At 40.8% G+C, this 23,368-nt stretch carries 36 protein-coding genes and 2 tRNA genes; 9 read left to right on the top strand and 29 right to left on the bottom strand.

All coding sequences use genetic code 11. From position 1 onward, the window contains the following. Positions 1-47: 47 nt before the first annotated feature. The 4 genes from MSED_RS00720 to MSED_RS00705 form a co-directional block, all read right to left on the bottom strand. Positions 48-221 (bottom strand): ribbon-helix-helix protein, CopG family, encoded by a 174-nt coding sequence (locus tag MSED_RS00720; RefSeq protein ID WP_011921285.1) that lies wholly within the window; start codon positions 219-221, stop codon positions 48-50. Next, positions 218-514, bottom strand: coding sequence for a hypothetical protein (locus tag MSED_RS00715; protein ID WP_011921284.1), 297 nt, complete (start codon positions 512-514; stop codon positions 218-220). The genes MSED_RS00720 and MSED_RS00715 overlap by 4 nt, the downstream gene beginning before the upstream one ends. Positions 515-519: 5 nt before the next feature. Next, entirely contained in the window at positions 520-843 is a 324-nt protein-coding gene (locus MSED_RS00710; RefSeq protein WP_011921283.1) for a hypothetical protein, read from the bottom strand. A gap of 111 nt (positions 844-954) precedes the next feature. Next, positions 955-1,248, bottom strand: coding sequence for a winged helix DNA-binding protein (locus MSED_RS00705; RefSeq protein WP_010979338.1), 294 nt, complete (start codon positions 1,246-1,248; stop codon positions 955-957). Between the two features lie 98 nt (positions 1,249-1,346). Between MSED_RS00705 and MSED_RS00700 the strand changes: the two genes are divergently transcribed. The 5 genes from MSED_RS00700 to MSED_RS00685 all read left to right on the top strand — a co-directional run bounded on the left by MSED_RS00700 (position 1,347) and on the right by MSED_RS00685 (position 5,222). Then, a complete protein-coding gene (locus MSED_RS00700; protein WP_011921282.1) occupies positions 1,347-1,643 on the top strand; it encodes a MarR family winged helix-turn-helix transcriptional regulator in 297 nt (98 codons plus the stop codon). Next, a complete protein-coding gene (locus MSED_RS00695; RefSeq protein WP_011921281.1) occupies positions 1,643-2,947 on the top strand; it encodes a ParB N-terminal domain-containing protein in 1,305 nt (434 codons plus the stop codon). The genes MSED_RS00700 and MSED_RS00695 overlap by 1 nt, the downstream gene beginning before the upstream one ends. Then, positions 2,938-4,551, top strand: a complete 1,614-nt coding sequence (locus tag MSED_RS00690) for a helicase C-terminal domain-containing protein (protein WP_011921280.1) — start codon at positions 2,938-2,940, stop codon at positions 4,549-4,551. Before MSED_RS00695 ends, MSED_RS00690 begins: the two co-directional genes overlap by 10 nt. A gap of 108 nt (positions 4,552-4,659) precedes the next feature. Continuing rightward, positions 4,660-4,806, top strand: coding sequence for a hypothetical protein (locus tag MSED_RS12240; RefSeq protein WP_187146786.1), 147 nt, complete (start codon positions 4,660-4,662; stop codon positions 4,804-4,806). A 104-nt stretch (positions 4,807-4,910) separates the two neighbouring features. Continuing rightward, the gene (locus MSED_RS00685) at positions 4,911-5,222 is read left to right on the top strand and encodes a type II toxin-antitoxin system RelE family toxin (RefSeq protein ID WP_048059939.1); all 312 of its coding nucleotides are present in this window, start codon (positions 4,911-4,913) and stop codon (positions 5,220-5,222) included. Between the two features lie 626 nt (positions 5,223-5,848). Here MSED_RS00685 and MSED_RS00680 read toward each other — a convergent pair. Further along, positions 5,849-6,076: a hypothetical protein gene (locus tag MSED_RS00680; RefSeq protein WP_011921277.1), complete on the bottom strand. Its 228-nt coding sequence runs from the start codon at positions 6,074-6,076 to the stop codon at positions 5,849-5,851. A 392-nt stretch (positions 6,077-6,468) separates the two neighbouring features. On the opposite strand from MSED_RS00680, the gene MSED_RS00675 reads away from it, so the two are divergent. Next, a complete protein-coding gene (locus tag MSED_RS00675) occupies positions 6,469-6,711 on the top strand; it encodes an ArsR family transcriptional regulator (RefSeq protein ID WP_011921276.1) in 243 nt (80 codons plus the stop codon). Between the two features lie 488 nt (positions 6,712-7,199). On the opposite strand, the gene MSED_RS00670 is transcribed toward MSED_RS00675, so the two are convergent. From MSED_RS00670 to MSED_RS00645, 6 genes are all read right to left on the bottom strand, one after another. Continuing rightward, positions 7,200-8,393 carry a glycosyltransferase gene (locus tag MSED_RS00670; RefSeq protein ID WP_011921275.1) on the bottom strand — a complete coding sequence of 398 codons (1,194 nt, stop codon included), beginning with the start codon at positions 8,391-8,393 and terminating at the stop codon, positions 7,200-7,202. Continuing rightward, entirely contained in the window at positions 8,390-9,049 is a 660-nt protein-coding gene (locus tag MSED_RS00665) for a DUF5752 family protein (protein WP_048059938.1), read from the bottom strand. Before MSED_RS00665 ends, MSED_RS00670 begins: the two co-directional genes overlap by 4 nt. 99 nt (positions 9,050-9,148) lie before the next feature. Then, on the bottom strand, positions 9,149-9,583 hold the full coding sequence (locus MSED_RS00660; protein ID WP_011921273.1) for a metallophosphoesterase family protein: 435 nt from the start codon (positions 9,581-9,583) through the stop codon (positions 9,149-9,151). Next, positions 9,567-10,451 carry a triphosphoribosyl-dephospho-CoA synthase gene (locus MSED_RS00655; protein ID WP_144418800.1) on the bottom strand — a complete coding sequence of 295 codons (885 nt, stop codon included), beginning with the start codon at positions 10,449-10,451 and terminating at the stop codon, positions 9,567-9,569. The genes MSED_RS00660 and MSED_RS00655 overlap by 17 nt, the downstream gene beginning before the upstream one ends. Next, positions 10,411-11,301 carry a hypothetical protein gene (locus MSED_RS00650; RefSeq protein WP_011921271.1) on the bottom strand — a complete coding sequence of 297 codons (891 nt, stop codon included), beginning with the start codon at positions 11,299-11,301 and terminating at the stop codon, positions 10,411-10,413. The genes MSED_RS00655 and MSED_RS00650 overlap by 41 nt, the downstream gene beginning before the upstream one ends. Continuing rightward, positions 11,262-12,155 (bottom strand): DUF1464 family protein, encoded by an 894-nt coding sequence (locus tag MSED_RS00645; RefSeq protein WP_011921270.1) that lies wholly within the window; start codon positions 12,153-12,155, stop codon positions 11,262-11,264. Before MSED_RS00645 ends, MSED_RS00650 begins: the two co-directional genes overlap by 40 nt. A gap of 124 nt (positions 12,156-12,279) precedes the next feature. Here MSED_RS00645 and MSED_RS00640 point away from each other — a divergent pair, with 124 nt between their 5' ends. Next, on the top strand, positions 12,280-12,816 hold the full coding sequence (locus tag MSED_RS00640; protein WP_011921269.1) for a hypothetical protein: 537 nt from the start codon (positions 12,280-12,282) through the stop codon (positions 12,814-12,816). Positions 12,817-12,945: 129 nt separating this feature from the next. Continuing rightward, positions 12,946-13,020 (top strand) — tRNA-Gly (locus tag MSED_RS00635). Between the two features lie 108 nt (positions 13,021-13,128). On the opposite strand, the gene MSED_RS00630 is transcribed toward MSED_RS00635, so the two are convergent. After that, complete coding sequence (locus MSED_RS00630) at positions 13,129-13,434, bottom strand: hypothetical protein (RefSeq protein ID WP_144418718.1); 306 nt, start codon at positions 13,432-13,434, stop codon at positions 13,129-13,131. A 221-nt stretch (positions 13,435-13,655) separates the two neighbouring features. Between MSED_RS00630 and MSED_RS00625 the strand changes: the two genes are divergently transcribed. Continuing rightward, positions 13,656-13,743 (top strand) — tRNA-Phe (locus MSED_RS00625). Between the two features lie 11 nt (positions 13,744-13,754). On the opposite strand, the gene MSED_RS00620 is transcribed toward MSED_RS00625, so the two are convergent. The 17 genes from MSED_RS00620 to MSED_RS00540 form a co-directional block, all read right to left on the bottom strand. Further along, positions 13,755-14,162 carry an archease gene (locus tag MSED_RS00620; RefSeq protein WP_011921267.1) on the bottom strand — a complete coding sequence of 136 codons (408 nt, stop codon included), beginning with the start codon at positions 14,160-14,162 and terminating at the stop codon, positions 13,755-13,757. A gap of 269 nt (positions 14,163-14,431) precedes the next feature. Beyond that, a complete protein-coding gene (cedA, locus tag MSED_RS00615) occupies positions 14,432-15,202 on the bottom strand; it encodes a DNA import protein CedA (RefSeq protein WP_011921266.1) in 771 nt (256 codons plus the stop codon). Positions 15,203-15,211: 9 nt separating this feature from the next. Then, complete coding sequence (gene cedA1, locus MSED_RS00610; RefSeq protein WP_011921265.1) at positions 15,212-15,448, bottom strand: DNA import protein CedA1; 237 nt, start codon at positions 15,446-15,448, stop codon at positions 15,212-15,214. Positions 15,449-15,466: 18 nt separating this feature from the next. Then, positions 15,467-16,009 carry a (d)CMP kinase gene (cmk, locus tag MSED_RS00605; RefSeq protein WP_011921264.1) on the bottom strand — a complete coding sequence of 181 codons (543 nt, stop codon included), beginning with the start codon at positions 16,007-16,009 and terminating at the stop codon, positions 15,467-15,469. After that, the gene (locus tag MSED_RS00600; RefSeq protein WP_048060220.1) at positions 16,006-16,233 is read right to left on the bottom strand and encodes an eL34 family ribosomal protein; all 228 of its coding nucleotides are present in this window, start codon (positions 16,231-16,233) and stop codon (positions 16,006-16,008) included. Before MSED_RS00600 ends, cmk begins: the two co-directional genes overlap by 4 nt. A 473-nt stretch (positions 16,234-16,706) precedes the next feature. Next, on the bottom strand, positions 16,707-17,291 hold the full coding sequence (locus tag MSED_RS00590) for an adenylate kinase (RefSeq protein ID WP_011921261.1): 585 nt from the start codon (positions 17,289-17,291) through the stop codon (positions 16,707-16,709). Between the two features lie 2 nt (positions 17,292-17,293). Further along, complete coding sequence (gene secY / locus MSED_RS00585; RefSeq protein WP_011921260.1) at positions 17,294-18,685, bottom strand: preprotein translocase subunit SecY; 1,392 nt, start codon at positions 18,683-18,685, stop codon at positions 17,294-17,296. 16 nt (positions 18,686-18,701) lie between these two features. Beyond that, a complete protein-coding gene (locus tag MSED_RS00580; protein WP_011921259.1) occupies positions 18,702-19,136 on the bottom strand; it encodes an uL15 family ribosomal protein in 435 nt (144 codons plus the stop codon). A 1-nt stretch (position 19,137) separates the two neighbouring features. Continuing rightward, complete coding sequence (locus tag MSED_RS00575; RefSeq protein WP_011921258.1) at positions 19,138-19,599, bottom strand: 50S ribosomal protein L30; 462 nt, start codon at positions 19,597-19,599, stop codon at positions 19,138-19,140. A 7-nt stretch (positions 19,600-19,606) separates the two neighbouring features. After that, entirely contained in the window at positions 19,607-20,251 is a 645-nt protein-coding gene (locus tag MSED_RS00570) for a 30S ribosomal protein S5 (RefSeq protein WP_011921257.1), read from the bottom strand. After that, positions 20,251-20,838 (bottom strand): 50S ribosomal protein L18, encoded by a 588-nt coding sequence (locus MSED_RS00565; protein ID WP_011921256.1) that lies wholly within the window; start codon positions 20,836-20,838, stop codon positions 20,251-20,253. The genes MSED_RS00570 and MSED_RS00565 overlap by 1 nt, the downstream gene beginning before the upstream one ends. A 6-nt stretch (positions 20,839-20,844) precedes the next feature. Then, complete coding sequence (locus MSED_RS00560) at positions 20,845-21,300, bottom strand: 50S ribosomal protein L19e (protein ID WP_011921255.1); 456 nt, start codon at positions 21,298-21,300, stop codon at positions 20,845-20,847. 2 nt (positions 21,301-21,302) lie between these two features. Continuing rightward, on the bottom strand, positions 21,303-21,707 hold the full coding sequence (locus MSED_RS00555) for a 50S ribosomal protein L32e (RefSeq protein WP_011921254.1): 405 nt from the start codon (positions 21,705-21,707) through the stop codon (positions 21,303-21,305). After that, positions 21,707-22,252 carry a 50S ribosomal protein L6 gene (locus MSED_RS00550; RefSeq protein WP_011921253.1) on the bottom strand — a complete coding sequence of 182 codons (546 nt, stop codon included), beginning with the start codon at positions 22,250-22,252 and terminating at the stop codon, positions 21,707-21,709. Before MSED_RS00550 ends, MSED_RS00555 begins: the two co-directional genes overlap by 1 nt. Before the next feature lie 9 nt (positions 22,253-22,261). Then, entirely contained in the window at positions 22,262-22,663 is a 402-nt protein-coding gene (locus MSED_RS00545; protein WP_011921252.1) for a 30S ribosomal protein S8, read from the bottom strand. A 5-nt stretch (positions 22,664-22,668) separates the two neighbouring features. After that, the gene (locus MSED_RS11900; protein WP_011921251.1) at positions 22,669-22,833 is read right to left on the bottom strand and encodes a 30S ribosomal protein S14; all 165 of its coding nucleotides are present in this window, start codon (positions 22,831-22,833) and stop codon (positions 22,669-22,671) included. Positions 22,834-22,843: 10 nt separating this feature from the next. After that, entirely contained in the window at positions 22,844-23,368 is a 525-nt protein-coding gene (locus tag MSED_RS00540; protein ID WP_011921250.1) for a 50S ribosomal protein L5, read from the bottom strand.

Below are 23,368 nucleotides of genomic sequence, written 5' to 3'. Positions count from 1 at the left end.
GGTAGGGAGCCACCAGAGTATTCTGAGCCTCCTCCTTATTGCGTTTATCATAACTTAACTACCTCCACTCTCCCCTTCTTACCCTTCTTGCCCCGCTCTTCCTTTACCATTGCCTCTATGGCCTTCCTGATGGCCTCACTCCTATTGAGGCCATTCCTTATCGCGTACAGTTCTAGCATCATCACGAGATCTTCCTCAGCTTTGAACGTGATGACCCTCATTCCCCTTCACCGTCTATATCTTCCTCGAAGGTCACTTCGCTCGTGATTAATTGCAACTTTGCCTTCTTCTGAGTCACGGTAAGTCTGAAGCGCAGCGGGATCTTGCTGTACGCTGCAGTAATTAGTGCGTATCCTTGTTGAATCAACATGCTTTCTATCAATATATCCGTGTCCGGATTAATCTCGAAATTGAAATACCTGCTAACCATCTTGGCCCCTAGGCTCTGCGCTTTCCTCCATAGATTCCTAATATCTTTGAATTGTAATTCCTCCTCCTGCAGCTTAATTGCCAAGCCTTTCACCTTCCAATTTTTTCTAAGATTTGTTGTATCCTCCTTGCCTTCTCCTTTGCCTTCTCTACTTCCTCCTTGACCTTAGTATCATTTAATAACTGCTTTAGTGTTTCGATGTGCCAGCAGTGTCTTCTAAATGTATATCCCTCACAATCACAAGAAGTCTTTATTACCTTTAGTGATAACGGATCTAAAACAATCCTAGTGTAGTGAACTACATCTTTCCTTGACTTACTTTCTATATCTGCACTTACGATTACACCTTCACCCAGAGTGTAAAAAACATCTAACCTTTTGATTGGGTTTTTGGGGATTTGTGCGGAAATCATGTTTGTTTCATGTTATGTACTACATAACAAATATTTAAACTTTTTGCTTGTTATGTGACACATAACAAAAACCTTAAATTGCTCAGTTTATAAAAACCATGAACATAATGTTTACCCACTCTTCCCGATAAGTTCATAAATCGATTTTAAGTGTTGTGCCACCTCCTTACCCTTATCAGTTAGGTAAATTAGTCTCTTACCTCTGGGCGGTTTTTCCTCCTTCTCCTCCTTTACTAACCCCATCTTAAGGAGCTTATCTACGCTCTTAGTTATAGCATTAGGAGACCTCTGTTTCGAAACTTTTTTTATTTCCTCCTCTAACTCCCTTATCCCCAGCTTATCCTTATTTAATAAAGCTAACAAGACATCTTGATCGATTTCGTTAAGCCTTACTATATCTTCCATGTTATGTGTAATCTAACCAGTAACATAATAAGGACTTTTATTATGTTACATAACATTTATCAAATAAATTTATATATTTGTTATTTGGAACATAACACATGATAAATATGCTCAAACAAAAGAGATACCTCTTATTTAGTCCAGAGGGAGAAATACTGATTTTTTTATATAAAAACCTAGGTTTTCATAATATAGATGAGATATCCGAAATTACCAGAATCCCAAGAAGTACTATATCTCAGAAGATACCGCAGTTACAGATATATCAATTAATAGAAGTTGAGCAAAGAGAGGAGAAAAGAGGAAAATTAACGAAAACAATAACTTATGTAAAACTTTCCGAGAAAGGTAAAGAATTCATAGAGAACAAAATAAAGGAGCTGGTGACTGCATAATGGCTAAGTTCATTACAATAACTAAGGTCAGTATTGATAAACTCAAAGAAGTACAAGAATATAAGGAGTTAATACCAGAGAACAACAGCTATGAGGAGTTAAAGAACTCAATACAACAATTAGGCTTCCTAGACCCAATAACTGTCAATACAAATTATGAGATTTTAGACGGTTATACGAGGTATAGGATTGCAAAGGAGTTAGGAATTAAGGAAATTCCCGTTGAGGTTTATCAGACTTCTGGAAGGGAAGAAGAGCTGGACATTATTGCAAGCTTTAATCTAAAAAGGAGGCATTTAACAAAAAGCGAAATAATATTACTTATTGATAAAATATTAGAAAAGAAGAAGGAGTTAATGAAAAAAGTAGAGGAATTGGAAAAATCTAGTACAAATGATAAAAATCTGGGGATGCATCCCCAACCTTCTGCTAGAGAAGAGGCTGATGAGATACGAAAAGAATTAGAAGCGAAATTACCGCCAGATAATGTAATTGATAACGATACCATCAGACGTTATGTTCAAATAAAGAAGGAAGCTCCATGGCTGACCAACTATATCGGTGATCCCAAAAACGGTAAGATTGGTATAAGGACTGCTTATGATATCTATCTAGCATTAAAAAGGAAGAACTTACTGGACCTGGACAGAAGAATTCCAAAGAGTGAGCTGAAATTATTACTCACTACCAGAGAAGGTCGCAAAATCATCTCAGAAAGAGACGATCTACTACAGCTGATTTTAGACCATAAGATGGCTGTTTCTCAAGCAATAAACAAACTGAAGACCGAAGAGAAGTTAGCTAAGTCTAAGAAGTCCAGGGCAAAAGAGGAAGAGGACTTAGACGAAACTGAAGAAGAGGAGGGAGAGGAGGATGAAAGTAAAGGCAGACAGAGAGAGTTAGATGAAAATGATAACGAAGAATATGACTTTGTGGGTGAATGGCAAAAAGCTAAGGAAGAGGAGGAAAAACAAGAGGCTAAACAACAGTTAACTCCCCAGTTAAACGGGCAACTCTTAGTAAAACAAGAGGTAACTGAAAGTAAAACCCAGAACGATTTCCTAAACGACTTAAAGACTAAGGGGTTTGCAGAACTACCCTTTGAAATAGCACTAATTAAGATTGAAGGGAAATGTTATGCAATAAACGTAGGAGCTCTGCGTGATTTAGAACAGGGACTTCCAGAGAAGTGGAAGGGTCTTGAAGCCTTCCTAAATAAGTACAGCATTATAATCCCGGATGAGGTTGAAGGACTCTACGTTATCCCGTGGAAACTGTTAGGAAGGTGTAACGAATGGAAATAACTTTGAGGGAATGGCAGAAACAGAAATTCGATGAAGCTTTGAACGCTTTAAAGACTAAAAATACGCTTCTCCTCAATGTAACTACTGGAGCTGGAAAAACACTATTTACACTACTGTTAGGTAAAGCACTGCATAAGAAGATCCTATTCCTTACAAGAACGCACAGTGAGTTTGAGGCAGTGAGGCGGGAAGCAGAAAGATTAGGGCTTAAAGTAGCCTACCTCTTTGGCAAGAACTCTGTCTGTCCATTCGCAACCGATGACGTTAAGCCTGAGGACATAGAGTGCAGGGAATGTTCATTGAGGGATAAAATTAAGGACTTAAGTGGATTAAAGCCATTTCAAATACTTCAATTGAGTAAGGACGCTTCTGATTTCTGCCCTTACCATTCTCTTAGGGCTTTAATAACTAAGGTAGACGTTATCGTAGCTTCCTACATGTACTTCTTCAACCCCTTTCTGAGGAGGAAGATAGTATGCGGGTCACAAGACTGTATTAAACCGGACGAGCTCTTAGTAATTGTAGATGAAGCTCACAATTTGATCAATGGGGATGAGTGGTTTTCTAAGAAGATAGGCAAAAAGACTGTAAACAATGCATTGAAGGAGTTGGATGAGGTAGAGAGCAATACGAATAACGATTTGGGTGATGTTAGGGCATTTCTCGTAGAACTGGGTAAGTTTTTGGAAAATATAGTGGATGATGGAGGGTGTAGGGAATTGCCTTTGTATCCTAAACCTTCAGCTGAAGTCTTACTGCAAATCCATAAAGCCTCATTATCTTACCTTAATATGATAAAAGGACCTATTAAGAGGTCTTATTTGAGGTCAGTATACGATTTCTTTAATACTGAAGGTGATACGTTTAACTGCAACGGAAAGCTCATGGTAATCCCTTCAGATACTATAGAGATGATAAAAGAGTCATTCAATTTTGCAGATAAAAGGGTATTAATGAGCGGTACTTTGCCGGATTTAGGTTTAGAAGGATATAGGATAAACGTTGAAGTTAGATTGGGGAAAGCGGAATACTATTACTGCAGTTCTGTTAATTCCAGAGTTAGGTACAGGAGGGCTAACGCTGAAAAATATGCAGAAATCATAAAAAAGGTCTATGATGGGGCTTCCTCAAATATCTTAGTCTTCTTTCCAAGCTATGATTTTAAGAGTGAGGTGAAGAAGTACCTTAACGGTTTACCCATGTTGGAGGAGAGTAAGAGGATAACTCATGAGGAAATACTGGAGCTTATGAAGGAGGGGAAATATGCGGTACTTTTGGTTATGAGGGCAAAGGAAAGTGAGGGAGTGGAGTTTAGAGATGAGGGTAATAGGAACTTATTTAGTGATATGGTGCTTGCTGGTTTGCCTTATCCAGATGTCAGTGATGCTTTAATTAAGAGAAGAATTGAGAAACTATCTAAGGTTACTAAGAAGACTGAGGAGGAAGTGGCAAAGGAACTAACTTTGATTACTATAAAGCAGACTATTGGCAGGGCTTTTCGTGACCCTAACGATTATGTCAAGATTTACCTTTGTGATTCAAGATACAGGGAGTACTTTTCTGACTTGGGTATTTCCGAAAAAGAGATTAAGCTTTTTGCTTAGAATTATATTTTATGAAGGTTATTAAGCCCGAGACCGATGAGGTTTTAATAATTAACAATAGTGAGGAGTTGAGAAATCTATTCGAGGAGTTAAAGAGGGAGGCTGAAGATGAGAGTAGTAGAGTTTAAGGGTAGGAAGTTTGCGGTTTTGGAAAGCCCTGAGGACATTGATCACTTTGTCAGATTATTAAATGCCGATGAGGAAGAGTTTGAGAAGGTATTAGAAGAAGAGATGAGAAAGCGGGAAAGAGATTAAGCTTTTTGGATAAGCGATTTTACTATTTATTTAGTTATTATTCCTAATGAGATAATATACGAAAAGAGAAAGATTTTTAAATATGTTTTTCTTTTTATCTTATTGTGGTTTGTGAAAAGTGGGAATTGAGGTTTTCAATGAGGAAAGCAAAGAACTATCATGAGTTTATGGAGTATGCAGTAGATAATTTCGTTGATAAAACAGTAATGTTAATACTTGAAAAATTAGATTTACTAAGAAAAGACCCACTAAAATATTCCAGAGAGAAGCTTGGAAGAGATAAATACGGAAATCCCATGTTCTCAATAGAAGTTACGGGTGATATAAGGATACTTTACAGCGTGGATCCAAAAAACTGTATAGTTTTCATTTGGGAGATTGGGTCTCATAAGAAGGTTTACGGGCATGACCCTTAGCCTTCTCTCTTGCAAGTCTCAGTAAGTCTTCCTTAAACCTCTCGAAGTCCTCATCGTTCTCAATAACTAAGAACCTTTCTCCATCCTTATCCTCAACAATTCTCATAATTATATGTTTGTTACTAGCATTAAAAAGGATATGCTGGTTTCTTCTCATTGAATTTTGAAAAATTGTATTGATAGTAGGATAAGCACTAGTCGTCGTTTTTTTGCGTGATAAAAATTCAGTAAACTCCCCAGTTTATTGAGAAAAACTTTATATTCCTTCTCTTTATGCTAGAAAAATTTTAAAAATAAAGTTTACTTTATAAAAATTCCCTCTTCTTTTATTTTATAGAATTCCTCAATATTAGCTGATAATGTACAATAAATACAAGTAAGAAGTGAGATAATACAACATACATACGTAATGCACTGATAAATATATATTACTATATGTCTTTGAATTGAATCAAACATTCCTAGATCTAAACAAACTCTTACAACGAAAGAATGCGTTAATATTACAGCTATAGTTATGACAACACTCAAAATAATGAATGATATAAGAAGATTTTTCTTGTTCATATTTAATTAATTTATTTAAAAAGCTCTCTACATCAAACTCCCCAGTTTACTGAAAAATTCTATTTAACTTTCTTTTCTAACTCCTCAACTCTTTTCTTTAACTGTTGAAGTTCTTTAACCACTTCTTCTAGACTCATTTTATTTCCTTCCTTTTCCTTCATGTAGCACTCAAAAGCGTCTTTTAACACTTCATAAACGCTTACTTTCCTCTTCTCAGCTTCATCTACTATCTTCTTCCATAACTCGTCATCAGGGAAGTAAACCGACTTATAACCGGGTCTAGGCATTTTACCTTAATATACTTTATTGTACTTTAATATAAAAACTTTATTGTACCATAATGTACCACAAAATTTAAATATCTGAAAGTACAATATGGTACATGGCGGGGTCAAATGGTGATGAGCGACGGTGGACTGACGCATGATGAGCCTGTTACGAGCTGACCCCGCCTTATACTTCTTTGTACTTTATAACTAATAACTTTAATCCTGCCCGGATCCCCGATTTTTTCGTAGAAAGAGCTTGCTCCCGCATTTATGGAAACAAGATTAAAGATTTCTTAATCCTGCTCCCCCTCTAGCACTAGCTCAATTTCTGAGACGTCCTATGAGCATTAAGGATTTCTTAATCCTGCTTGAGGGGTTTAAAAAGATACGATGATATAGAGTGAGGAAATATGACTTACAAAGGTCATCTTACAGCTAAGGAAAAAATTCTCCTAGTTCTCGCTGAAAAAGGTTCTTGCTCTTTGGAAGAATTGGAGAAATATACAAGGATAAAAAGGAATGTTCTTTTAGTTCACTTAACACGGCTTGCGAAAGAAGGACTAGTATATCGCGGGTGGGGTCACTTTGGAGGGAAGACCTTCAGAAAGTACTCTCTGAAATCGAAATACAAAGAAGAGCTTAAACTAGAATGATTAAGCCCAGCTAGGACCTCCTAGGCCTTCCTGGAGGCCGGGCAGCGCATGTTTTACTCCCCGGTAAAGAGGACTTCCTCGGCCTCCTCGGCAGCGGACCCGGTAAAGGCCTAGGACCTCGGCAGCTGGAGTCCCACGGCCCACGGGCGACCTAGACCTGGACCATCCCCTCTTTGGGAAGGCCTACATCCTGGAGCAGCGCTTGGCCCTCGGCCCCTCCAGAGTTTACTCCCCAATAAAACCCAGGCTGGTAAGGAGATTGGTTAAACGACGTTAAACATTATCTATTCATGTTTCATGAAACCATTTCTTTGCCATAGTCTCATATTACAGTTCTTAACGTTCCTTGAAAGAAAAATGAGTACTGTGGACCCAGTGGTCCCGGGTTCAAATCCCGGCCTGAGCCCTGCCCTATTAGGCTCAGAATTGTGATCCGCCGTTTTGATATTACGAAAAAGATTGGAGCCAATCAGATCAGGCGTAAGCTCTCAGCCTTGAATTGACAATAACATTACCATTAGGTAATCCCGAAGTTCCCTAGTCATCAGGAAGTTATTTCTAACATGCTCCCTAGCGTCCTGACCTATCTTCTCCCTTATTTGTCTATTTCGCAGTAAGTAAATGAGATAATGTGTGGCCTCCTCGGGCGTATTCACTAGGAATCCCGTATAACCATGGATTATCTGTAAGGGAATTCCTCCCGTATTACCACCAATTACTGCTCTCCTTTTCCACATGGCCTCGCTTACGGTTAAACCGAAGCCTTCCTTAATCGATTTCTGCATTACGACGTCTGCTCCCCTTTGGAACGCATTAACCTCCAGATCACTGTCGGGGGGTAGCATTAAGAGATGAACATCTTTCACTCCTTCAGCTGCCTTTACCGTCTCCTGATATACCTGATCCCCTTCGGGGTCGTCAGATGCGGGGCTTCCCAAGTAGACCAATTGAGCATCTATGTGCTTCTTTAGCCCCTTAAAGGCAGATATTACTCCTATTGGATCCTTTGCCCGGTCAAATCTGCTAATCTGAGTCACCAGTGGCCTATCAGGATCAACCTCAAACTTCCTTAGGATCCTCTCGACAGTAAATCGTGATATCTCTCTGTTCTTAACGCTTAGGGGATCTATCGACGGCGGAATCACGTACTGTGGGATGGTAAGGTCCTCTCTTCCAAATACCGATGACGATATTATCATGGCGTCATACTGCTGAACATACTTACGAAGGAATTCCCAAACCTTTGGATATGGATTGGAAATATCAATATGACATCTCCATATCCACTTTCCCTTCTTTCTTACCTTGATTAATCCTGCAGGCTGAGGATCGTGTATGAAGACCACATCGTAGTCCAGCGGAATTTCCGATGCATTAATATCTTGCCATTTCTCGTAAACTGCGAAAGTCTCATCATTTACATTTCCCGAACCGTTCTGTAGGGAGTTATGAAATGACTTTGTTACGTTAAAGAACTCATTGTCCCCCCTTATGACCTTCCATTGAGTGTTTATCCCCAGTTCGTTCATCATAGGGACAAGTTTGCTCAAGATTTCAGCTACTCCACCGCCCTTAGGTGTTGAATTAACATGAAGAACTGACAATCCCTTCAACTTCTCAGCTATTCTGTAGATTGCATCTAGCTCGTTTTCTCCTATTATTTCAGCGTATTTTTCTATCATGAGTAAATCACCCTCTCTATCAAAGAAAGTATGTCCTCTCTGAGAACCTCCTCATTAACATATGTTTGTGGATCTATTTTCGAAAGCCTGTCAGCTATCGCTGAGGCCTGGAACTCCTGTTCCAGCCAGGTAGAGAAGTCATTCCTGCTCGAGTATCCCATAACTCGCCTGAAGACAAAGTGATACACCACGGATCGCATAGTTATACTTGACACCACATCAATGAATTCGCCAATGCTCCACGCCCTCTTTCCTGTGTCATATATCACTGGTCTACAAGAAATAAAATGAAACGGCTTATTGGCTCTAGTCCTATTTTGAGAGGACTCTAGGATCTTGAGGATTTCATCTCTTACCTGCTCAACAGTTCTAGGCTCTGTTCCTTCTACATCTGAAACCTTGTAGGCCAGAGACTCGTCATGAAGCTCGTCCCTAATCCAGAACGCAAAGTCGTTATGTAAGTCGTAGGGTACCACATGGCTTGAAAAAATGGGATGGAATACGTGATAAAAAATCGAATATCCATCCACTTTTCGTATACTGTCCATAAGCTCCTCAATGGTGTAGGCCTTCCTACCCGCATTTATTGGTGGATAATATGCTGCATAAAATTCAAACGGATTTCTAACTCTCTGATCTAGAAGACTGGAGACCATACATAATACTACCATTTTAGCTAATAAGGACTCGTAAAGGAGAAAGTGATTGTCTAAATCCATACCTGATAAAAAGATATTTGATTGAGCTCATGTTTATTAAAGTGTAATAAATTTATAACGTCCGTTTCCAAAATATTCCACGAACTGTCTCAACGAACCTAAACCGATTGATACTACCCTAGTACCCTGAAAGTCGACCTCCTTCTGTACCTCCGAATGGCCATGAAAAACCACACTAGGCCTGTAAGTTAGGATCTTTGCCCTTAAACTGAGGGAGCCCACGCTCACTCCATTAATGTAACCAGTACCTACTCCAAAGGGAGGTTCGTGAACTATTACATAGGGAGTTGAGAAATCGACCGATAAGTCGTCCTCCCTACTGATCATGAGGTTATTCCTCTCCATGTACTTCATTGCTGTTATACTATCCATTTCCCCTAGAATTCCCTTAAAGTTCCTTATCCTCTGAGGACACTCAATATCCCCTAGGCCTATCACCCTAGTGCCCAGTCTATTAAGTGACTCTATCACATCCTCTCTGCAGGAAAGGCCTGACACCATTATTAAAGAGCTCATTCAGTTCATATAGAGCAATCCCTGAGGCTATTAAATCAGCTGTGGATCCTGGATTGAACCCATGGGAAGTTAAGAATTCATTGAAATTCGCTAGCTCCTCGTCAGACGGACAATCTGGTATTCTCGATGCCATCAAGGAGACATTAAGGGCAGCTTTGTTCCCCCACTTTCTTAAAATCAATCCATCAGGCTCATCAGATAGTAACCTTATGAAAGCGTGTTGTATTGTTCGAACGAAAGAGCCACAAGTCCTTCTCCTTAGCATCTGGAAGACCTTGAGGGACCTTCTATATCCCTCCACCAGTTCCCTGGAGACCGTATCAAACATGGCAGACCATTGCAAAACTCTCCAAAATTCTAGATCCCCAGATCTATAGTCCATGGTTTCTACCTTTCCCAAATAACTAGGTTGGATAATGGATAACGTTTGACTAAACCACTTCCAATCCTCGTATCCCATGGAACGAACTACCTGAGACGCTCCTGCAATTACTCCCTCAAGACTTAGGGACGGAGCGGAATATGCCAGAGGCAATAATAATATTCCAGTTCCCAGCAGGACGAAATCCTTGCTTGATACCCTATATAACAGATCCATCAAGGGAAGTTTCCTTCGATAACCTCTCAGACATGCATCACGATATGATGCCTCCAATTTCATTGCAGATTCCAGAAGGCTCCTATACTTCACTGAAGGAATGTCCTGCATAGGTCCCGCATTACCTGGTTTTGGAATACTCGCCTCTACGAACGATGACAGAGTCAGTGCTCTACCTACCTTCTCACAAAATTCTAATAGATCCCTTAACCCTTCTGTCGCCAACAAGTATCACTCTCCTCCCTGAACAGTTCATTTCGAGCCCTCTTACCCTAGCTAGCCCTCCCTTAAATAGGGCCATGGAATATATTCCTTCCCATGATACTATTTCATAATAATCGCGGGAATATAGTTCTGCCACTGCGGGGTAGAAAAGGGACCTGCAATCCCCTTGAATTTCACCTTGAATTGTAACCTCCCTAACAGGGAAACATACATCTCTGCAGTAAGGATGGGGTTTATCGTCAACGAAGAGGAAGGAGTATTTCATGCCCCTGTAAATCCCCCTCGTTCTGACGTCATACAGGGATTTCACTTCCTCTATCTCAAGGGAATAGTTTCTCACAGTCTCTGCAACCCATTCCTTGTCAGGGCTACCTCCTTGAAACGTACTCAGGAAGTCATATGCATCCTTACATCCGTAAATCACCATATCAACGTCGGAATTTGCATGTTCAATCCCAACTAGATATGAACCGGTAATACCTAGGCGGATATTGGGTATTTTATCTAGGAGGGAGAAGAGAGGGGCTAGGTCTACCTTCCTTTCATTTGACAGTATCTTCCTAAATCCTTCCTCTGGGTACAGGCGCTTCCTTACCTGAGAGAGTGAAATAACTGGAAATTCCACACCATAACAGGGCTCCACTGAAAATTTCTGCGGGGAATCAATAAGGTTGTGAACCCCATAATACTTTAGAACCCTCTCATATCCTCTCCAAAGTCCCCTTCCAGTGTAAATGTATTTAGTGTAGCCGAACACGTAGCCCGGTGGATTCTGATTTGTAAACACGAATCCTATATTTCCCTGCCTATCTATGATCGCATCCTTATCCAGGAAATGCTCTCTTCCCATCCCTCCAGTTCCACGTAATCAATGGGTGTGCCGGCACTATTAAGCATGTCAATATGTTCCCTGAACCTGTATCCTGAGACCGCCGAGGCTATATAGGCTGATCCCACTGCGGATTCCTTGAACCTGAAATCAAACTTTAGACCGAATGGAACTGCATCCTTTCTCTTACCTGATACTATCACTGGAATGTGATAGTGCTTAGAATAGTAATCTGCAAACATTCTGGCCACTTCGACGGCTCTCTCGAACGTCCCTGTTGAGTAAATCTGGCTCTTCGTCAAGGGTCTTCTCTGCGACATTAGATAGGCGAGCTCACCGTCCATGAAGCCAGCTGAACCGGGCAGGATTGAGCTCCCCAGCCCGTCAACTATCACCCCGTCTAGTACCACTAACGCTGAGAGGAACCTGGATCCCGCCTCCACCAGCACGAAATCCCTGAACATGGTCCTGTAGAAAAACGCAGAGGCCAGCTTATCTGCTGTTCCCAAATCAATCATGTTAACCTTTCTGTGCCTTGGAACACTGGATAGCTCTATAACAGAGGGAATAGTTACCCCTGGTAAATGCCTGGATGCTCTCAAAAACGAGTGAAGAGGACCCTTGCCTGATGCAGATAGGGTCATGAGGAAAATACTATCCTCGTCCAAATCCCTTGCTCGAACGAAGGGAAGACCATGACCAGAGGGTAAAGCGATAAGTGAGGGCCTATACCTAAGAATGTAGGCCAAGATGGACATTATGTCCTTTTCAACCTGGTCAGTTGGAAACTCGGCGTAACTTATCACCTTGCCTAACTCATTTACCATGGCCACAGCATACGTGGAAGTCCCAGGATCGACGCCTGCGAAAATCATAAAGTGATTAATTACCTACAGATTACAAGTTTTATGATGAAAATTTTTCCTTGAACGATGAAAGGAGCGGGCAGCCACTGATTAAGATTGTAAATTTTTATACGATTGTATACTGCTTTTAACTATGTCAGAGAAGAAGAATAAGTCCAGCAGGCACCCATGTTTCATGGATAAGGATTTACATTCTAGATTAAGTGAACTGGCATCTTCCAAGAAGATGAGCCTGTATGATTATACCAACTATTTGTTAAGTAGCGCACTTGAAATAGAGTCTAGTGGAGTCAGCCTGGAAAGCGTCAAGGAACTCATCATAGTCTTGGGAAAAATCTCTCAGAGCTACAAGGGTACAATAACAATAGCCCCCTTCTCCATGACAGAGACCAGCGGTGAATGGAGAGATCTTGGAAAGAGGCTTGGAATCATTGCTAGAGAGAGCTTTCAGAACAGCAAAGAAGGGGTGATTAGAATGTGCAAATCCATCTTACAGGTATATGGATCAATTCAGGAGAGCGGTAACACGGTAAAGATAATGTCGCCGAACCTGCTATCGGAAAATGTAATAAACAACCTGAAAGACCTTCTCGAGGGACTGCTCGAGAGTTCATCAATTCAGGGTGAGGTCATTCACGATAAGGGAGTTTTAGGGCTGAAAATTTATTAAGTGAGATTAAGCAACTTCCTTTTCTTTGTTGGGCATGTGATAATGACAAATCTGGTCCTTTGGGGGAACAATCCAAATCATCAACTGCTGTAGCTTTATTAACGGGCTCACTCCAAAAATATTTAGAGTGCGGCCGTAGTCCAGCCTGGTTAGGACGCTGGCCTCCCAAGCCAGAGATCCCGGGTTCAAATCCCGGCGGTCGCACTAAATTCTTTTTTATCAAGATTAGATGAGAATAACTGTGCCTAGTCTTCTTACAATCGAGGCTACACTTGCTTGATTTAGGGTCTAGATTCGATTCATGCCTTATATCTAGTTTAAGGTTATACAATTCTCGGCTCGAATAAATCTACTTATGTTATCCCTGATGTAACTAACTGGATCCTTTATCGTGCCCCTTCTCATTAGATTTCCAATGGAGAATAACACTAGGTTTTCCCTAACCATACACTCGGGGTAAGTGCCATTATATTCCACTTCAGGTGAGAATATACTAATAACCAGCGTACTCGGCATCCTCGGTATCTTAGATTTTATCTTTTCAATTACCTTGGTTCCGTCAAATATACCCTTGTCCCAGTCATAGGCCGTAAGGCTAACATGAATTATTTCAATCATAGTGTAGGATTTAATTCCGTTTTTTTCTAAACTTTCCCTGAATGCATCCAGAAACATCCTGTCAATCCTATTGGCACTTACCAACAAGACGTTCAATGTCGGGGCCCCTGGAGACCCTAATTCACAGACACCCTAATAAGGGTACTCCTCGGGTGTCGCCGGGCCCCATTGAACCATGCGGGACAAAAGTTTTAAGTTTAGGCTAGTAGAAGTAGTTTCGTGCCGCCGTAGCTCAGCCCGGGAGAGCACCCGGCTGAAGACTTCGGTATAGAGACCGGGTTGTCCGGGGTTCAAGTCCCCGCGGCGGCATTTCTTGAATTTTAAATATCGACTACAAACGTTATCTCTACATTTCCGTTCGTCTTAATGGACATTTCGTGATATGTCATAGCCTTGACCACTGTTCTCCTTTCATGCTTCGTCTCATCAAATCTTTCACCAAAAGCCTTTGCCTTCAATTTCAGCCCGTCTATTTTCACCTGAAATCTACCGAATATCAGTAACTCCGTGTCATAGTAAAATAGAAGTGACTCAATCCACCTGTATAAAAGGTTCTCTAGATCATAGCCGTCCACCTCAATGTCAACTGAGACCTTGGGCTCAATCTTTGACGTATCGGTCATTATTTCGAATACTGCCAACGCCGAGTTCTCAAATGCCTCTTCCAAGGTCTTTCCCCAAGCCTTGATTCCCACGTCAGCCGTATGATCGAAGAATTGGAAACCCATAACAGATTTATAACCCGAAGAACTTTAACGTTATAGATCAAAATGGGAGGAAGACAGAAAACTACCATATTCATGAACAAGGAAGTGAAAAAGGAAAAGAAGCAACCTAATCAGCAGACGCAGAAGTAATTTTTGGAAGGATAAATATAGCTATAGCTATTATCAAGGTTATGATAGATAAACCTGGATTTTTTGTCTCAACAAAAGAGATTATAGAGGTATAAATTAAAAGAAATACCATTATTGTTCTTGATTTCATGATTCCACGCTCATAGGAAGTCAACAGGTATAGGTAGTCTTGAGTAGGACCCCGATATCGCTGATCCAATACCAATTGATAACGAAGTTAGTATGCCAATATACACCAATGGCATTAAAATAGTGCCTTCTATATAAGCCGGGATCACCTGAGTTGCCAGTACGGTAAGGTTGTCAGCGGAATTCACAGTATTTTGAAGCACATTCACATTAAATGCGCTTAGAAATGAGGGAAGTAGCGGTAAACCGATGTAAAATACAATGGAAAACCCTATGAAGGAACCACCAATCGACCTACCGACTCTAAAGGGAATTGAGATGAGTAAAATTCCCAAGGCTAATATTAGTCCCACGTAATTATACACTAGCTGAGAGATAACTATCAGTGTGCCAGTAATACTCATGAACCCAGATATCATGGAGAGGAAAAGGCTAAGGGGGCCAACTATGGGATTTATACCACCGTAAGGAAATGAGGTTATGGTTGTGTAAAGGGTCCGTAGTAGAGTGTAGACTTGAAGCTCTCCGGTAAGAAGCTGATAAAGCCAGTTCATATAGTAACTCCAGTTTATTCCTAGGTAGCTGCCTAACTGCGCTATAATCGCAATTAAGGTCTCGTACAAATTAACTAGTACCGATGAATATATACCATCTATTACTAATCTAGGCCCCCATTTCTTTACCCCGTATACCGGAATTGGGACAGCCATTAAGAGGGTTCCCAGAAAGTAAGTTAGGCCAGCAAGATCCTGTGAAATTGCCAAAATCTCAAAAACATTCATTGTTGTCACCTAAAATTGTCCTGCAATATATGAGATAAGGGCAAACACGGTGGTCCCAAGGGCTAACCAAAAAGCGGCCATTATCGCATCCTCAATGAAGTCCTGTCCAGTTCTCTTTACCTTAAAGATAGGTATGGGTGATCCTCTTAGAGCCCAACCAATGGCCCAAGCTAGTATAAAAACACTCCACGATATTTCCGTAACCTGAGTCGTCAATTGTTGTATAAATGACTCTACTCCCGCCATCAAAAGTTACAATCCTAATCATTTACGGGGACTTAACTGAATGTATGAATCTAAAAAGTATTCTATAAGGCCCAACACCTTTTCGGGAGAAAGCTTAGAGGTGTTAATCACTAGATCGTAAAGGGAAAGATCTTGAATGTCTATACCATAATATTTCCAGAACCTGTAATAATGGCTTTGTTCTCTCTCTAGAATACTTAATAGTGCATTCTCATAAGAGATTCCATCTCTCTTAGATATCCTCCTAGCTCTTTCGTCCAACGGCGCCCAAAGATAAATACTTACTGTAGATTCTCCCGCTAATATCCAGCCAGCTATGTGCGATTCTATTACAACATTGGACATTTTAGCTTGGTTCAATATCTCTTTATCAATAACCTTGTCTATGTCAAAGTCTTTCTCAGCCTCCTTATTCAATGAAAGCAGATCCATCCCCATCGAGGATGCCTTTTCCCTAAAGATTTGACCTCCTGAAACAAACCTAAGTCCATACTTAACTGAGAGAGACTTAGCTACAGTCGTTTTCCCGCTACCCGAAGGCCCACTAACCACAAGTATCATGAAATTCCTCTCATTGACAGTTTAATGAGGCTCTGAAGGCATTTATGACAGACGAAGCCTCCATACATCCTCTGCTTTGATCCCACGCTACCCCTCAGAGGTTTCTTGCATATTGCACATTTGGCCACACTGGGTCTCTTTTTCCTCAGCAATACACCAGTTCTAGAGGAAGGTAGTCTTCTATACACCTTTTTCAACGAAGATGTCCTCTGATAAGGCTTCATGAGATCACCCTTGTAGATCATTAGATGTTTAGTTTATATTTGCTTTGGGCCTTCGTAAGGATAGTGGAGTAAAAAGTAAAAACGACAGGATATAGACCAAAATGGGGCCCTCCAGAATTACGTGCCTTGAAGAAACAGACTGTGTTAAAACTGGTATGTAGAATGGTATATATACTGTAAATCTCATGGTAAAAATAAGAAATAAACCTAAGATATATAAGCCAAGGAGAGCGAAGGATTGTAACATTGAATAAAAGTAGAGTCCACTATTATATTTTCTTATATCCTTGGAGAGCTTCCTATATACCCTTTCCCTCCTCTTTGAGGTAACCTTATTAATTCTAGAGTTAAGATCTTCCAAAACTAACAAGTATTGGGAAATTTTCCTAGAAATATAATATCTGTAGACAAGATACAGAACAAAATTCAGAAGAAACGAAAAAAACAGAATTTCAAGTATTTGAATAATCATCCTAGACCAGCGATTTAATTATTTGATGCGCTGCTATGGATGGATCTCCCTCTACATTTTTCACGACCTTTACTGAAGCACCTACCAGAACTGCCGATGCCATAGCCGAATACCTTGCGAAATCCATGGTCTCTTTGATTACCGCTGGATCCGAATAATCGGTCCTGGCCCTAGTCTTATCGTTCTCTTGTCTCTTCAGAATAAGCTCTGGATCGCTCTCTATAAGAAATATCACCTGGGGTTGAAGAATCTCTACTATATGCTTAGGTAAACCGGGTAAGTACCCTCCTGGCGTACGTACTACAGCATGCGTATCTAAAAAGGATAAACCATCTCCCAATGAAGAGGCATCCTTGTATATGTTCTTAGCGGCCTCCAACTGGAGTTGTCTTTGTACGTTAAGGGGTAATTTCCTCATTTCATCCCTATTACTAACGTATTTCATCTCCATAGCAGTTTTCAACATATAGTCTCCATAATTCATTATTAGAAACTTAGAATTTTCCTTTGATAAAATCTCCTTTATAGTATTAAGGATAGTTGTCTTACCAACTCCTGGGATCCCAGTTACGATGCCCAGTTTCACGACTATTCACCTATCAATCTCTTTAACAAGGGGTACATCTCTATAGATCTTTCGTATGCTAATAGACTGTAATACTGCATCGCTATGGACACCGCCAAGAGTATTCCAACACCAGTTCCGTATACTCCTAAAAGCGTAGCCCCTACCGCTATCACACTGACTATTAGGGAACTAAAGAAGGCTAGAGGATAGATATACTTGGCCAATACAGCCTCTATCATCTTTGGATTGTTCCTCATGCCAGGGATCTCTATCCCAGCATCAACAAGGTTTTGAGCTTGAGTGGCAGGATCAAGACCAGATACCTCTACCCATACTATTCCAAAGAGTATACCTAACACGATGAAAACTACAGAATAAATCACTGCGCCTACTGGGTCTAGTACCACAGCGTAGACACTGTGAGGTATTGTGGTGCTAGGTGGTGGAAATATAAATGCGGATTGGATTGCGTTTAGAACACTGCTAGCAGAGGATGATATATAAGAGGTTAAGGAAGAGAAAAGTTCAATATCTGCACCAAGAACACTTACAAATATAACGGGTATGCTACTGACATAAAGGAAGTTGAGCGGAATCGTTCTTCTTATTCCCCTTAGTTTCTGAGAGGTAATAGGTATTTGAACATTTATGGAAGTCAGATATATTATTAGAAATATTAGACCTATTGTAGTAATTAGCCCCACTAGGTCAGGCTGAAAAGATTTCGTCGTGTTGACCACCAGATTAAGTAAGTTGCCGTGATCGATTATGGTTGTGACGAGCGACGGGAAGAATCCGACAGGGAGATTTTGAGATTGAACGTTCACAATTCCGAACATATACCAGAATATTATTTTCATTGTTCCAGCGAGGATGAACAAGCTTACTCCAGAGCCTAGTCCCCAACCTTTCTGAATTAATTCATCCAGTAATAGTATAAGGTAAGTTGCAACAATCAATTGCCCAGCGACAATTAACGGAATATTGATATTGGACAATCCACTTGACCTAGTCAATGCAAATGCAAATAGAAATGACTCCAACAAGATGAAAAGAAAGGCTAACCCCTTCTGTGCTTCTGTGAACTTTGCCTTATCTTCTTCATCGTTTAAGTTAAGATTGAGCAGTTTAGATCCAACAAGTATTTGCATTATTAGTCCGGCAGTGATTATGGGTCCAATTCCAAGCTGGGCTAACGTGCCAGCGGTAGACGCAAATATTACTTGTTCCAAGAGGAAGTTACTTAGGGCAGTACTCTGGATCCCATAAAGGGGAACAGATGACATTAATAGATAGACTACTACTCCCACTATGGACCATAGCAGTTTCTTGTTTAACGTTGGTTTTTCCTCTGGCTTAGTAACTGCTGGGAGAACCTGACCCAACTTGGCTAGCGCGTCAGTAAGTGACATGAACTAATCAAAACAGTTAGCTCTGGGGGGTTAAAATAACTTGCCCACCAGATTTTTCTATTTTCTCTTTTGCTTTATTGGTTGCAACGGCCACTTTAACTATTAAGGGAGCCTTAACCTGACCTCCTCCTAGTAATTTGTCATATCCTAGTTTCTCAAGATCTACCTCGAGCTTCCCATCTTTGTTGGTAACCTGAATCTTACCAGACTCTATAAGCTCTCCAAGCTTTCTCAATGATATCGCATTCAACTTCTTGGATGTGGGATTAACGAACCCATGCTTCCCGTACCAATCCTTACCATACTTTACTATCCAGGACCATTTTTCCTTATGCATTCCTACATGTCTTCCGCCCTCGGCTCCCCTGTCCCTGTGCTGTCCCTTTGTTCCCCAGCCCATTGTTCTATGGGCTCTCATTTTCCTCGATTTCTTTGCACGCCTAACTACCATCTTACACCATCCTCCTTACAAGTTCATTAATCTTTTCTCCTCTGTAACCTAGCTCTCCTCCCGATCCAATAAAGGAGTTTATCTTCCCTTTGAATCCCTTCCTAGGTGGATGAAGTCTTATGGGAAGTTTTATAGAGGGAATAGAGTTTAATTTTAGTTCTCCGTCTACTAATTTCTTAATGAAGTCTTCCGTTGATAGCCCCAGCTCCTTTTCAATAAAGGATTGATCTAGTGCGCCTTTAACGGTCTCTATTCTTGCCATTAACGCCTTTGCTCCGTCCATGTTAAGCTCTCCCCAGGTAACGTAAGACTGAACCTTCCTCACCATTCCTACAATATCATCCTGCTTTGGATACACCATTGCGCTATACTGTTTACTTAACCTAAGCATCTCCAGAACCTCCTGAAGATCCCAGGGGGTTGAGGCACTTCCCCTTATCCTTACAATAAGGATAGACGACATAAAACCTTCACCTTCTCCTTGCCCAATCAACTGGGGTTACGAATTTATACGTATTATAGAGAGCTCTATAGCCTGCCATGATGAAATTGTCCGTTGTTCTTGTCTCTCCCCTACTAAATGACCAGACATCCTTTATTCCGGCATAGGTCAGCAAGGTCTTTAATACTCCTCCAGCTACTAAACCTGTTCCCTTAGGTGCAGGCCTCAACACAACCTCTGCGCTACCTGACTTACCTGAGACAAGGAAAGGTAAGCTATGTGATTCACCACAAGTACACTCCCAGCTTCCACATCCTCTTCTAACAGGTATAACATGCATTTTTGCGTCTCTAATTGCCTTTTGAATGGCCACCCTCAACTGTTTAGACTTACCCACGCCTATGCTCACATAACCATCGTAATTCCCCATTACTACGAGAACCTTATACCTGGATAGTTCACCAGCATCTGTTTGCTTCTGTACCATTCCTATATCAATTACCTCATACTTCATGTTAGGCAATAGAACATCAATAATTTCAGGTTCTGCTATACTCATGTTCCTTGCGTAGAGCTCCTTAATTGAAGTTATCTTGCCCTCTTTAACCAACTGACCAATTTTGGTCCTGGGTTTCCACTCCTCTACATTTGAAACAGGTACTTCCTCAGCCATCACTTCTCACCTGATTTAATAGAATTTAGAACCTCCTTGAAATGGGCGGGTAGATCCTTAGGGTCAAGACCCCTAGCCAGATACCTTGAGAATAACCCTCTATATTTATCCGGATCCTCTTGCTCAAGCTTCTTAGCGTATTCAGCAATATGCTTTCCTGCTAACCTATCATTATTAACCCCAACATCGCCCATGGGGACCTTGACGCCACTGTCAATGACTCCTTTCAACACATAGAATATCCTGGCCCCCTTAGTTGGAGTGAACAATCCCAGATCTGCGCTAGCGCTGGTCATTCCTGCCTTCTTAGCCCTAAGGCCTGCCAGATAACCTGTTAGATAACAGGCAGTCGAGTTGTTCTCATCCCCCTTCCAACCAAACTTCATAAGTTCTCTCGAATGAGCTGCAGCCACTGTTATGTCACCCTTAGGGTCAAATTTAACGAACTGAACAATTACATACTTATTTGTCAACCTAACTACTACCCTATCCGATCTATTTAATACGTAAGTGTACCTTCTGTAATAGTTGGTTTTGCCTTCTCTTCTCCTTCTATACTTAACCTTGTAATTTGGACCATGTGCCATCTATCATCACTCCTTTATCTTGCCCATCTGTTTGAGCAAAGTCTTTACGTCATTGAGGTTCTTAAATGTGCCTCCCTTGGCCTTAATGTATAAGGTTCTATAGGTCCTTGTATCTATAATTTCATGATCTCTTAACCATTGCAAGTATCTTCTTATCTTTCTAATCTTGACAATCCATTCCTCCTTTTTACCAGTTCTAGCCCCCTTTCTACCCTTTTTACTTCCTGTTCTTCTGCCTTCACCCTTTCTTTTCCTACTGCGTCTCCTCTCCTTTACTCTTCCTCTACTATTCCCACGCGTAGAAAGAATTACAATCTTACCATCCTTTATGAGCCTCTTTATTTCTTCCCTAGTTAATGCACCTGCTACCTCATCCACATGCTCTGGTGGTATCCTTACCCTACTAACTCCAGCATTCTTTATATCAGCTGCGAGCCTTTTCTGAAGTTCAAGCTCTGCCATGTTTACTCACCATTAGCTACACGAAATCCCAATTCCTTGGCCTTACTTATTATTTCTAACCTTTTCTTAAGACCGACTTTTCCAGAAATCCTTAGAATAACTCTGTCCTTTGATTCCTTGAGTTCTTCCACTTCATAGACGTTATTCACTATAACTTCCCTCAAACCTGTAGGATGAAGATATCTAATGAGCTTAGGGCTCCTAAAGCCTACCATGACAGGTTTCGGAAATCCCTTTATCCTTAGCCTGGTTTTATTATCTTGACCTCTTGTCCTTCTCCACCTTTCTTGCCTCTCCAGTCTAAAGTACTTATCCCAATCATACCTAAGGAATTTAGGCAACAGAGCCTTATGTTTCAATTTCATTTTATATATCTTTTTCCTACTTAAACTAGTTTTACCGTTCATTACGAGATCACCTCTTTCTTGTAAATATAAATCCCATCTGAGAATATCCTCCTATCGAAATCTCTGATTTTAGTTACTGTCTCAATATTAGCAGCGGTCTGCGACACCTTTTCTAGATCAATCCCTTCAACCACTATATCCTCTCCTTTAACCGTCACCTTAACGCCTGGCATTATCTTGGCCACTCTAACATTCTTCTCTCCAATTAGGTTAGTGATCTGAACCTCATCGTTAACAACCTTTACAGTTATTGGGAAATGAGTAAATATTATCTTCAGATAATATCTGTATCCATTTTGAACCCCGGTGAACATGTTCTTGATATGCTTTACAATACTATATGCTGTGGCCTTCTCCCTTCTCCCCAGGAAGGATCCCTCTAGTATTATTTTGCCATCCTCAAGGGAAATGGTAAGGAATTTGGCAAAGGAGAAGTCTCTTGATAGTTCACCCTTCTTCCCCTTTACCTTCACCGTCTTACCATCAATGTTAACTGTTATCCCAGAAGGTATTTGTATTTCCTCTCTGAAGGATACCATCTGCATACTTTCACCTCAATATACATAACCCAGGACAATTCCTCCCGTTCTTTGCCTTGCTGCCTCCTTATGGGTCATAACTCCCTTTGGCGTTGAAACTATTATTACGCCAATCTCCTTCGATGGCAGATATCTCCTGATGTAATCTGGAAGACTGATCATTTCCCTGTAAGTCAAGGAGTAACGAGGAGTTATAGCACCGCACTTATTGATTCTGCCCATTAATTGTACTAGAATCTTGCCCCATCTACCATCGTCAATGTACTCAAATTCTCCTACATATCCCTCTTTTTGCATTACACGCAGAACATTTACTATCAATTTAGACGAGGGCATTATAATTGCTTGCTTGTTTCTTCTCATCTCGTTATTATACAGGGAGCTTAAAGCGTTTGACAAAGTGTTGATTACCGTCATCTATCTCACCTCAACCTCTTGAACCCTAATGGATATGCAACTTCTCTGAAACATTGCCTGCATAAATATATCCCGTATTTCTGTATTACAGAGTCTGTGCTTCCACATCTTCTACAATATTGGACTCCCTTTCCATGTTTCCTTTCAGCCGGTGGTTTATACTTACCCATTCATATCACCTTAAACAATAGTAACCCCAAAGTTTTCCGTGAGGAACTTCATTGCTTCTTCCTTCCTTACCCTCACGGAATCTGGAATCCTTGATTTCTGTCTTTTTCTCCTGCTTACTCTGAAACCTGGGCGCTCAAATGTTATGGCCACATCAAGTCCGAATATACCCACCTCAGGATCATAACGTGTGCCTGGAATCACCACATGTTCTGCAATACCGAAACTTACATTTCCGTGCTTATCAAAGCTACTGGCTTTAATCTTATAATTAACGGCAGCCAGCACTCTTTTTAGGAATTCCTCAGCCTTTTCATCACGTAAAGTCACCATTACACCGATCGGAGCTCCCTTTCTCACATCAAACTCCTTAATGGATTTCTTAGCCTTTGTGTAAACTGGCTTAGCTCCTGTTAGCTCTTCCACTAATTGGTAAGCTTTTTGCAACCTCTCTCCCGATTCACCAAGTCCAATGTTTACCGTTACCTTGGCGATCCTCACATTTCTCATTGGATTTTGTTTAGTTACCTGCTCCAT

It is taken from the genome of Metallosphaera sedula DSM 5348, assembly GCF_000016605.1.
GTDB classification, from domain to species: domain Archaea; phylum Thermoproteota; class Thermoprotei_A; order Sulfolobales; family Sulfolobaceae; genus Metallosphaera; species Metallosphaera sedula.
Note: the sequence above shows the minus strand (reverse complement) of the source record. Positions and strands in the feature narration are given on the sequence as shown.

What these genes read in the sequence shown, in the direction of transcription:
- MSED_RS00720 (WP_011921285.1), bottom strand. Translation starts at nt 221, where the DNA reads ATGAGGGTCATCACGTTCAAAGCTGAGGAAGATCTCGTGATGATGCTA.
- MSED_RS00710 (WP_011921283.1), bottom strand. Translation starts at nt 843, where the DNA reads ATGATTTCCGCACAAATCCCCAAAAACCCAATCAAAAGGTTAGATGTT.
- MSED_RS00705 (WP_010979338.1), bottom strand. Translation starts at nt 1,248, where the DNA reads ATGGAAGATATAGTAAGGCTTAACGAAATCGATCAAGATGTCTTGTTA.
- MSED_RS00700 (WP_011921282.1), top strand. Translation starts at nt 1,347, where the DNA reads ATGATAAATATGCTCAAACAAAAGAGATACCTCTTATTTAGTCCAGAG.
- MSED_RS00695 (WP_011921281.1), top strand. Translation starts at nt 1,643, where the DNA reads ATGGCTAAGTTCATTACAATAACTAAGGTCAGTATTGATAAACTCAAA.
- MSED_RS00690 (WP_011921280.1), top strand. Translation starts at nt 2,938, where the DNA reads ATGGAAATAACTTTGAGGGAATGGCAGAAACAGAAATTCGATGAAGCT.
- MSED_RS12240 (WP_187146786.1), top strand. Translation starts at nt 4,660, where the DNA reads ATGAGAGTAGTAGAGTTTAAGGGTAGGAAGTTTGCGGTTTTGGAAAGC.
- MSED_RS00680 (WP_011921277.1), bottom strand. Translation starts at nt 6,076, where the DNA reads ATGCCTAGACCCGGTTATAAGTCGGTTTACTTCCCTGATGACGAGTTA.
- MSED_RS00675 (WP_011921276.1), top strand. Translation starts at nt 6,469, where the DNA reads ATGACTTACAAAGGTCATCTTACAGCTAAGGAAAAAATTCTCCTAGTT.
- MSED_RS00670 (WP_011921275.1), bottom strand. Translation starts at nt 8,393, where the DNA reads ATGATAGAAAAATACGCTGAAATAATAGGAGAAAACGAGCTAGATGCA.
- MSED_RS00665 (WP_048059938.1), bottom strand. Translation starts at nt 9,049, where the DNA reads ATGGTCTCCAGTCTTCTAGATCAGAGAGTTAGAAATCCGTTTGAATTT.
- MSED_RS00650 (WP_011921271.1), bottom strand. Translation starts at nt 11,301, where the DNA reads ATGGGAAGAGAGCATTTCCTGGATAAGGATGCGATCATAGATAGGCAG.
- MSED_RS00645 (WP_011921270.1), bottom strand. Translation starts at nt 12,155, where the DNA reads ATGATTTTCGCAGGCGTCGATCCTGGGACTTCCACGTATGCTGTGGCC.
- MSED_RS00640 (WP_011921269.1), top strand. Translation starts at nt 12,280, where the DNA reads ATGTCAGAGAAGAAGAATAAGTCCAGCAGGCACCCATGTTTCATGGAT.
- MSED_RS00630 (WP_144418718.1), bottom strand. Translation starts at nt 13,434, where the DNA reads ATGATTGAAATAATTCATGTTAGCCTTACGGCCTATGACTGGGACAAG.
- MSED_RS00620 (WP_011921267.1), bottom strand. Translation starts at nt 14,162, where the DNA reads ATGGGTTTCCAATTCTTCGATCATACGGCTGACGTGGGAATCAAGGCT.
- cedA (WP_011921266.1), bottom strand. Translation starts at nt 15,202, where the DNA reads ATGAATGTTTTTGAGATTTTGGCAATTTCACAGGATCTTGCTGGCCTA.
- cedA1 (WP_011921265.1), bottom strand. Translation starts at nt 15,448, where the DNA reads ATGGCGGGAGTAGAGTCATTTATACAACAATTGACGACTCAGGTTACG.
- cmk (WP_011921264.1), bottom strand. Translation starts at nt 16,009, where the DNA reads ATGATACTTGTGGTTAGTGGGCCTTCGGGTAGCGGGAAAACGACTGTA.
- MSED_RS00600 (WP_048060220.1), bottom strand. Translation starts at nt 16,233, where the DNA reads ATGAAGCCTTATCAGAGGACATCTTCGTTGAAAAAGGTGTATAGAAGA.
- secY (WP_011921260.1), bottom strand. Translation starts at nt 18,685, where the DNA reads ATGTCACTTACTGACGCGCTAGCCAAGTTGGGTCAGGTTCTCCCAGCA.
- MSED_RS00580 (WP_011921259.1), bottom strand. Translation starts at nt 19,136, where the DNA reads ATGGTAGTTAGGCGTGCAAAGAAATCGAGGAAAATGAGAGCCCATAGA.
- MSED_RS00575 (WP_011921258.1), bottom strand. Translation starts at nt 19,599, where the DNA reads ATGTCGTCTATCCTTATTGTAAGGATAAGGGGAAGTGCCTCAACCCCC.
- MSED_RS00570 (WP_011921257.1), bottom strand. Translation starts at nt 20,251, where the DNA reads ATGGCTGAGGAAGTACCTGTTTCAAATGTAGAGGAGTGGAAACCCAGG.
- MSED_RS00565 (WP_011921256.1), bottom strand. Translation starts at nt 20,838, where the DNA reads ATGGCACATGGTCCAAATTACAAGGTTAAGTATAGAAGGAGAAGAGAA.
- MSED_RS00560 (WP_011921255.1), bottom strand. Translation starts at nt 21,300, where the DNA reads ATGGCAGAGCTTGAACTTCAGAAAAGGCTCGCAGCTGATATAAAGAAT.
- MSED_RS00555 (WP_011921254.1), bottom strand. Translation starts at nt 21,707, where the DNA reads ATGAACGGTAAAACTAGTTTAAGTAGGAAAAAGATATATAAAATGAAA.
- MSED_RS00550 (WP_011921253.1), bottom strand. Translation starts at nt 22,252, where the DNA reads ATGCAGATGGTATCCTTCAGAGAGGAAATACAAATACCTTCTGGGATA.
- MSED_RS00545 (WP_011921252.1), bottom strand. Translation starts at nt 22,663, where the DNA reads ATGACGGTAATCAACACTTTGTCAAACGCTTTAAGCTCCCTGTATAAT.
- MSED_RS11900 (WP_011921251.1), bottom strand. Translation starts at nt 22,833, where the DNA reads ATGGGTAAGTATAAACCACCGGCTGAAAGGAAACATGGAAAGGGAGTC.
- MSED_RS00540 (WP_011921250.1), bottom strand. Translation starts at nt 23,368, where the DNA reads ATGGAGCAGGTAACTAAACAAAATCCAATGAGAAATGTGAGGATCGCC.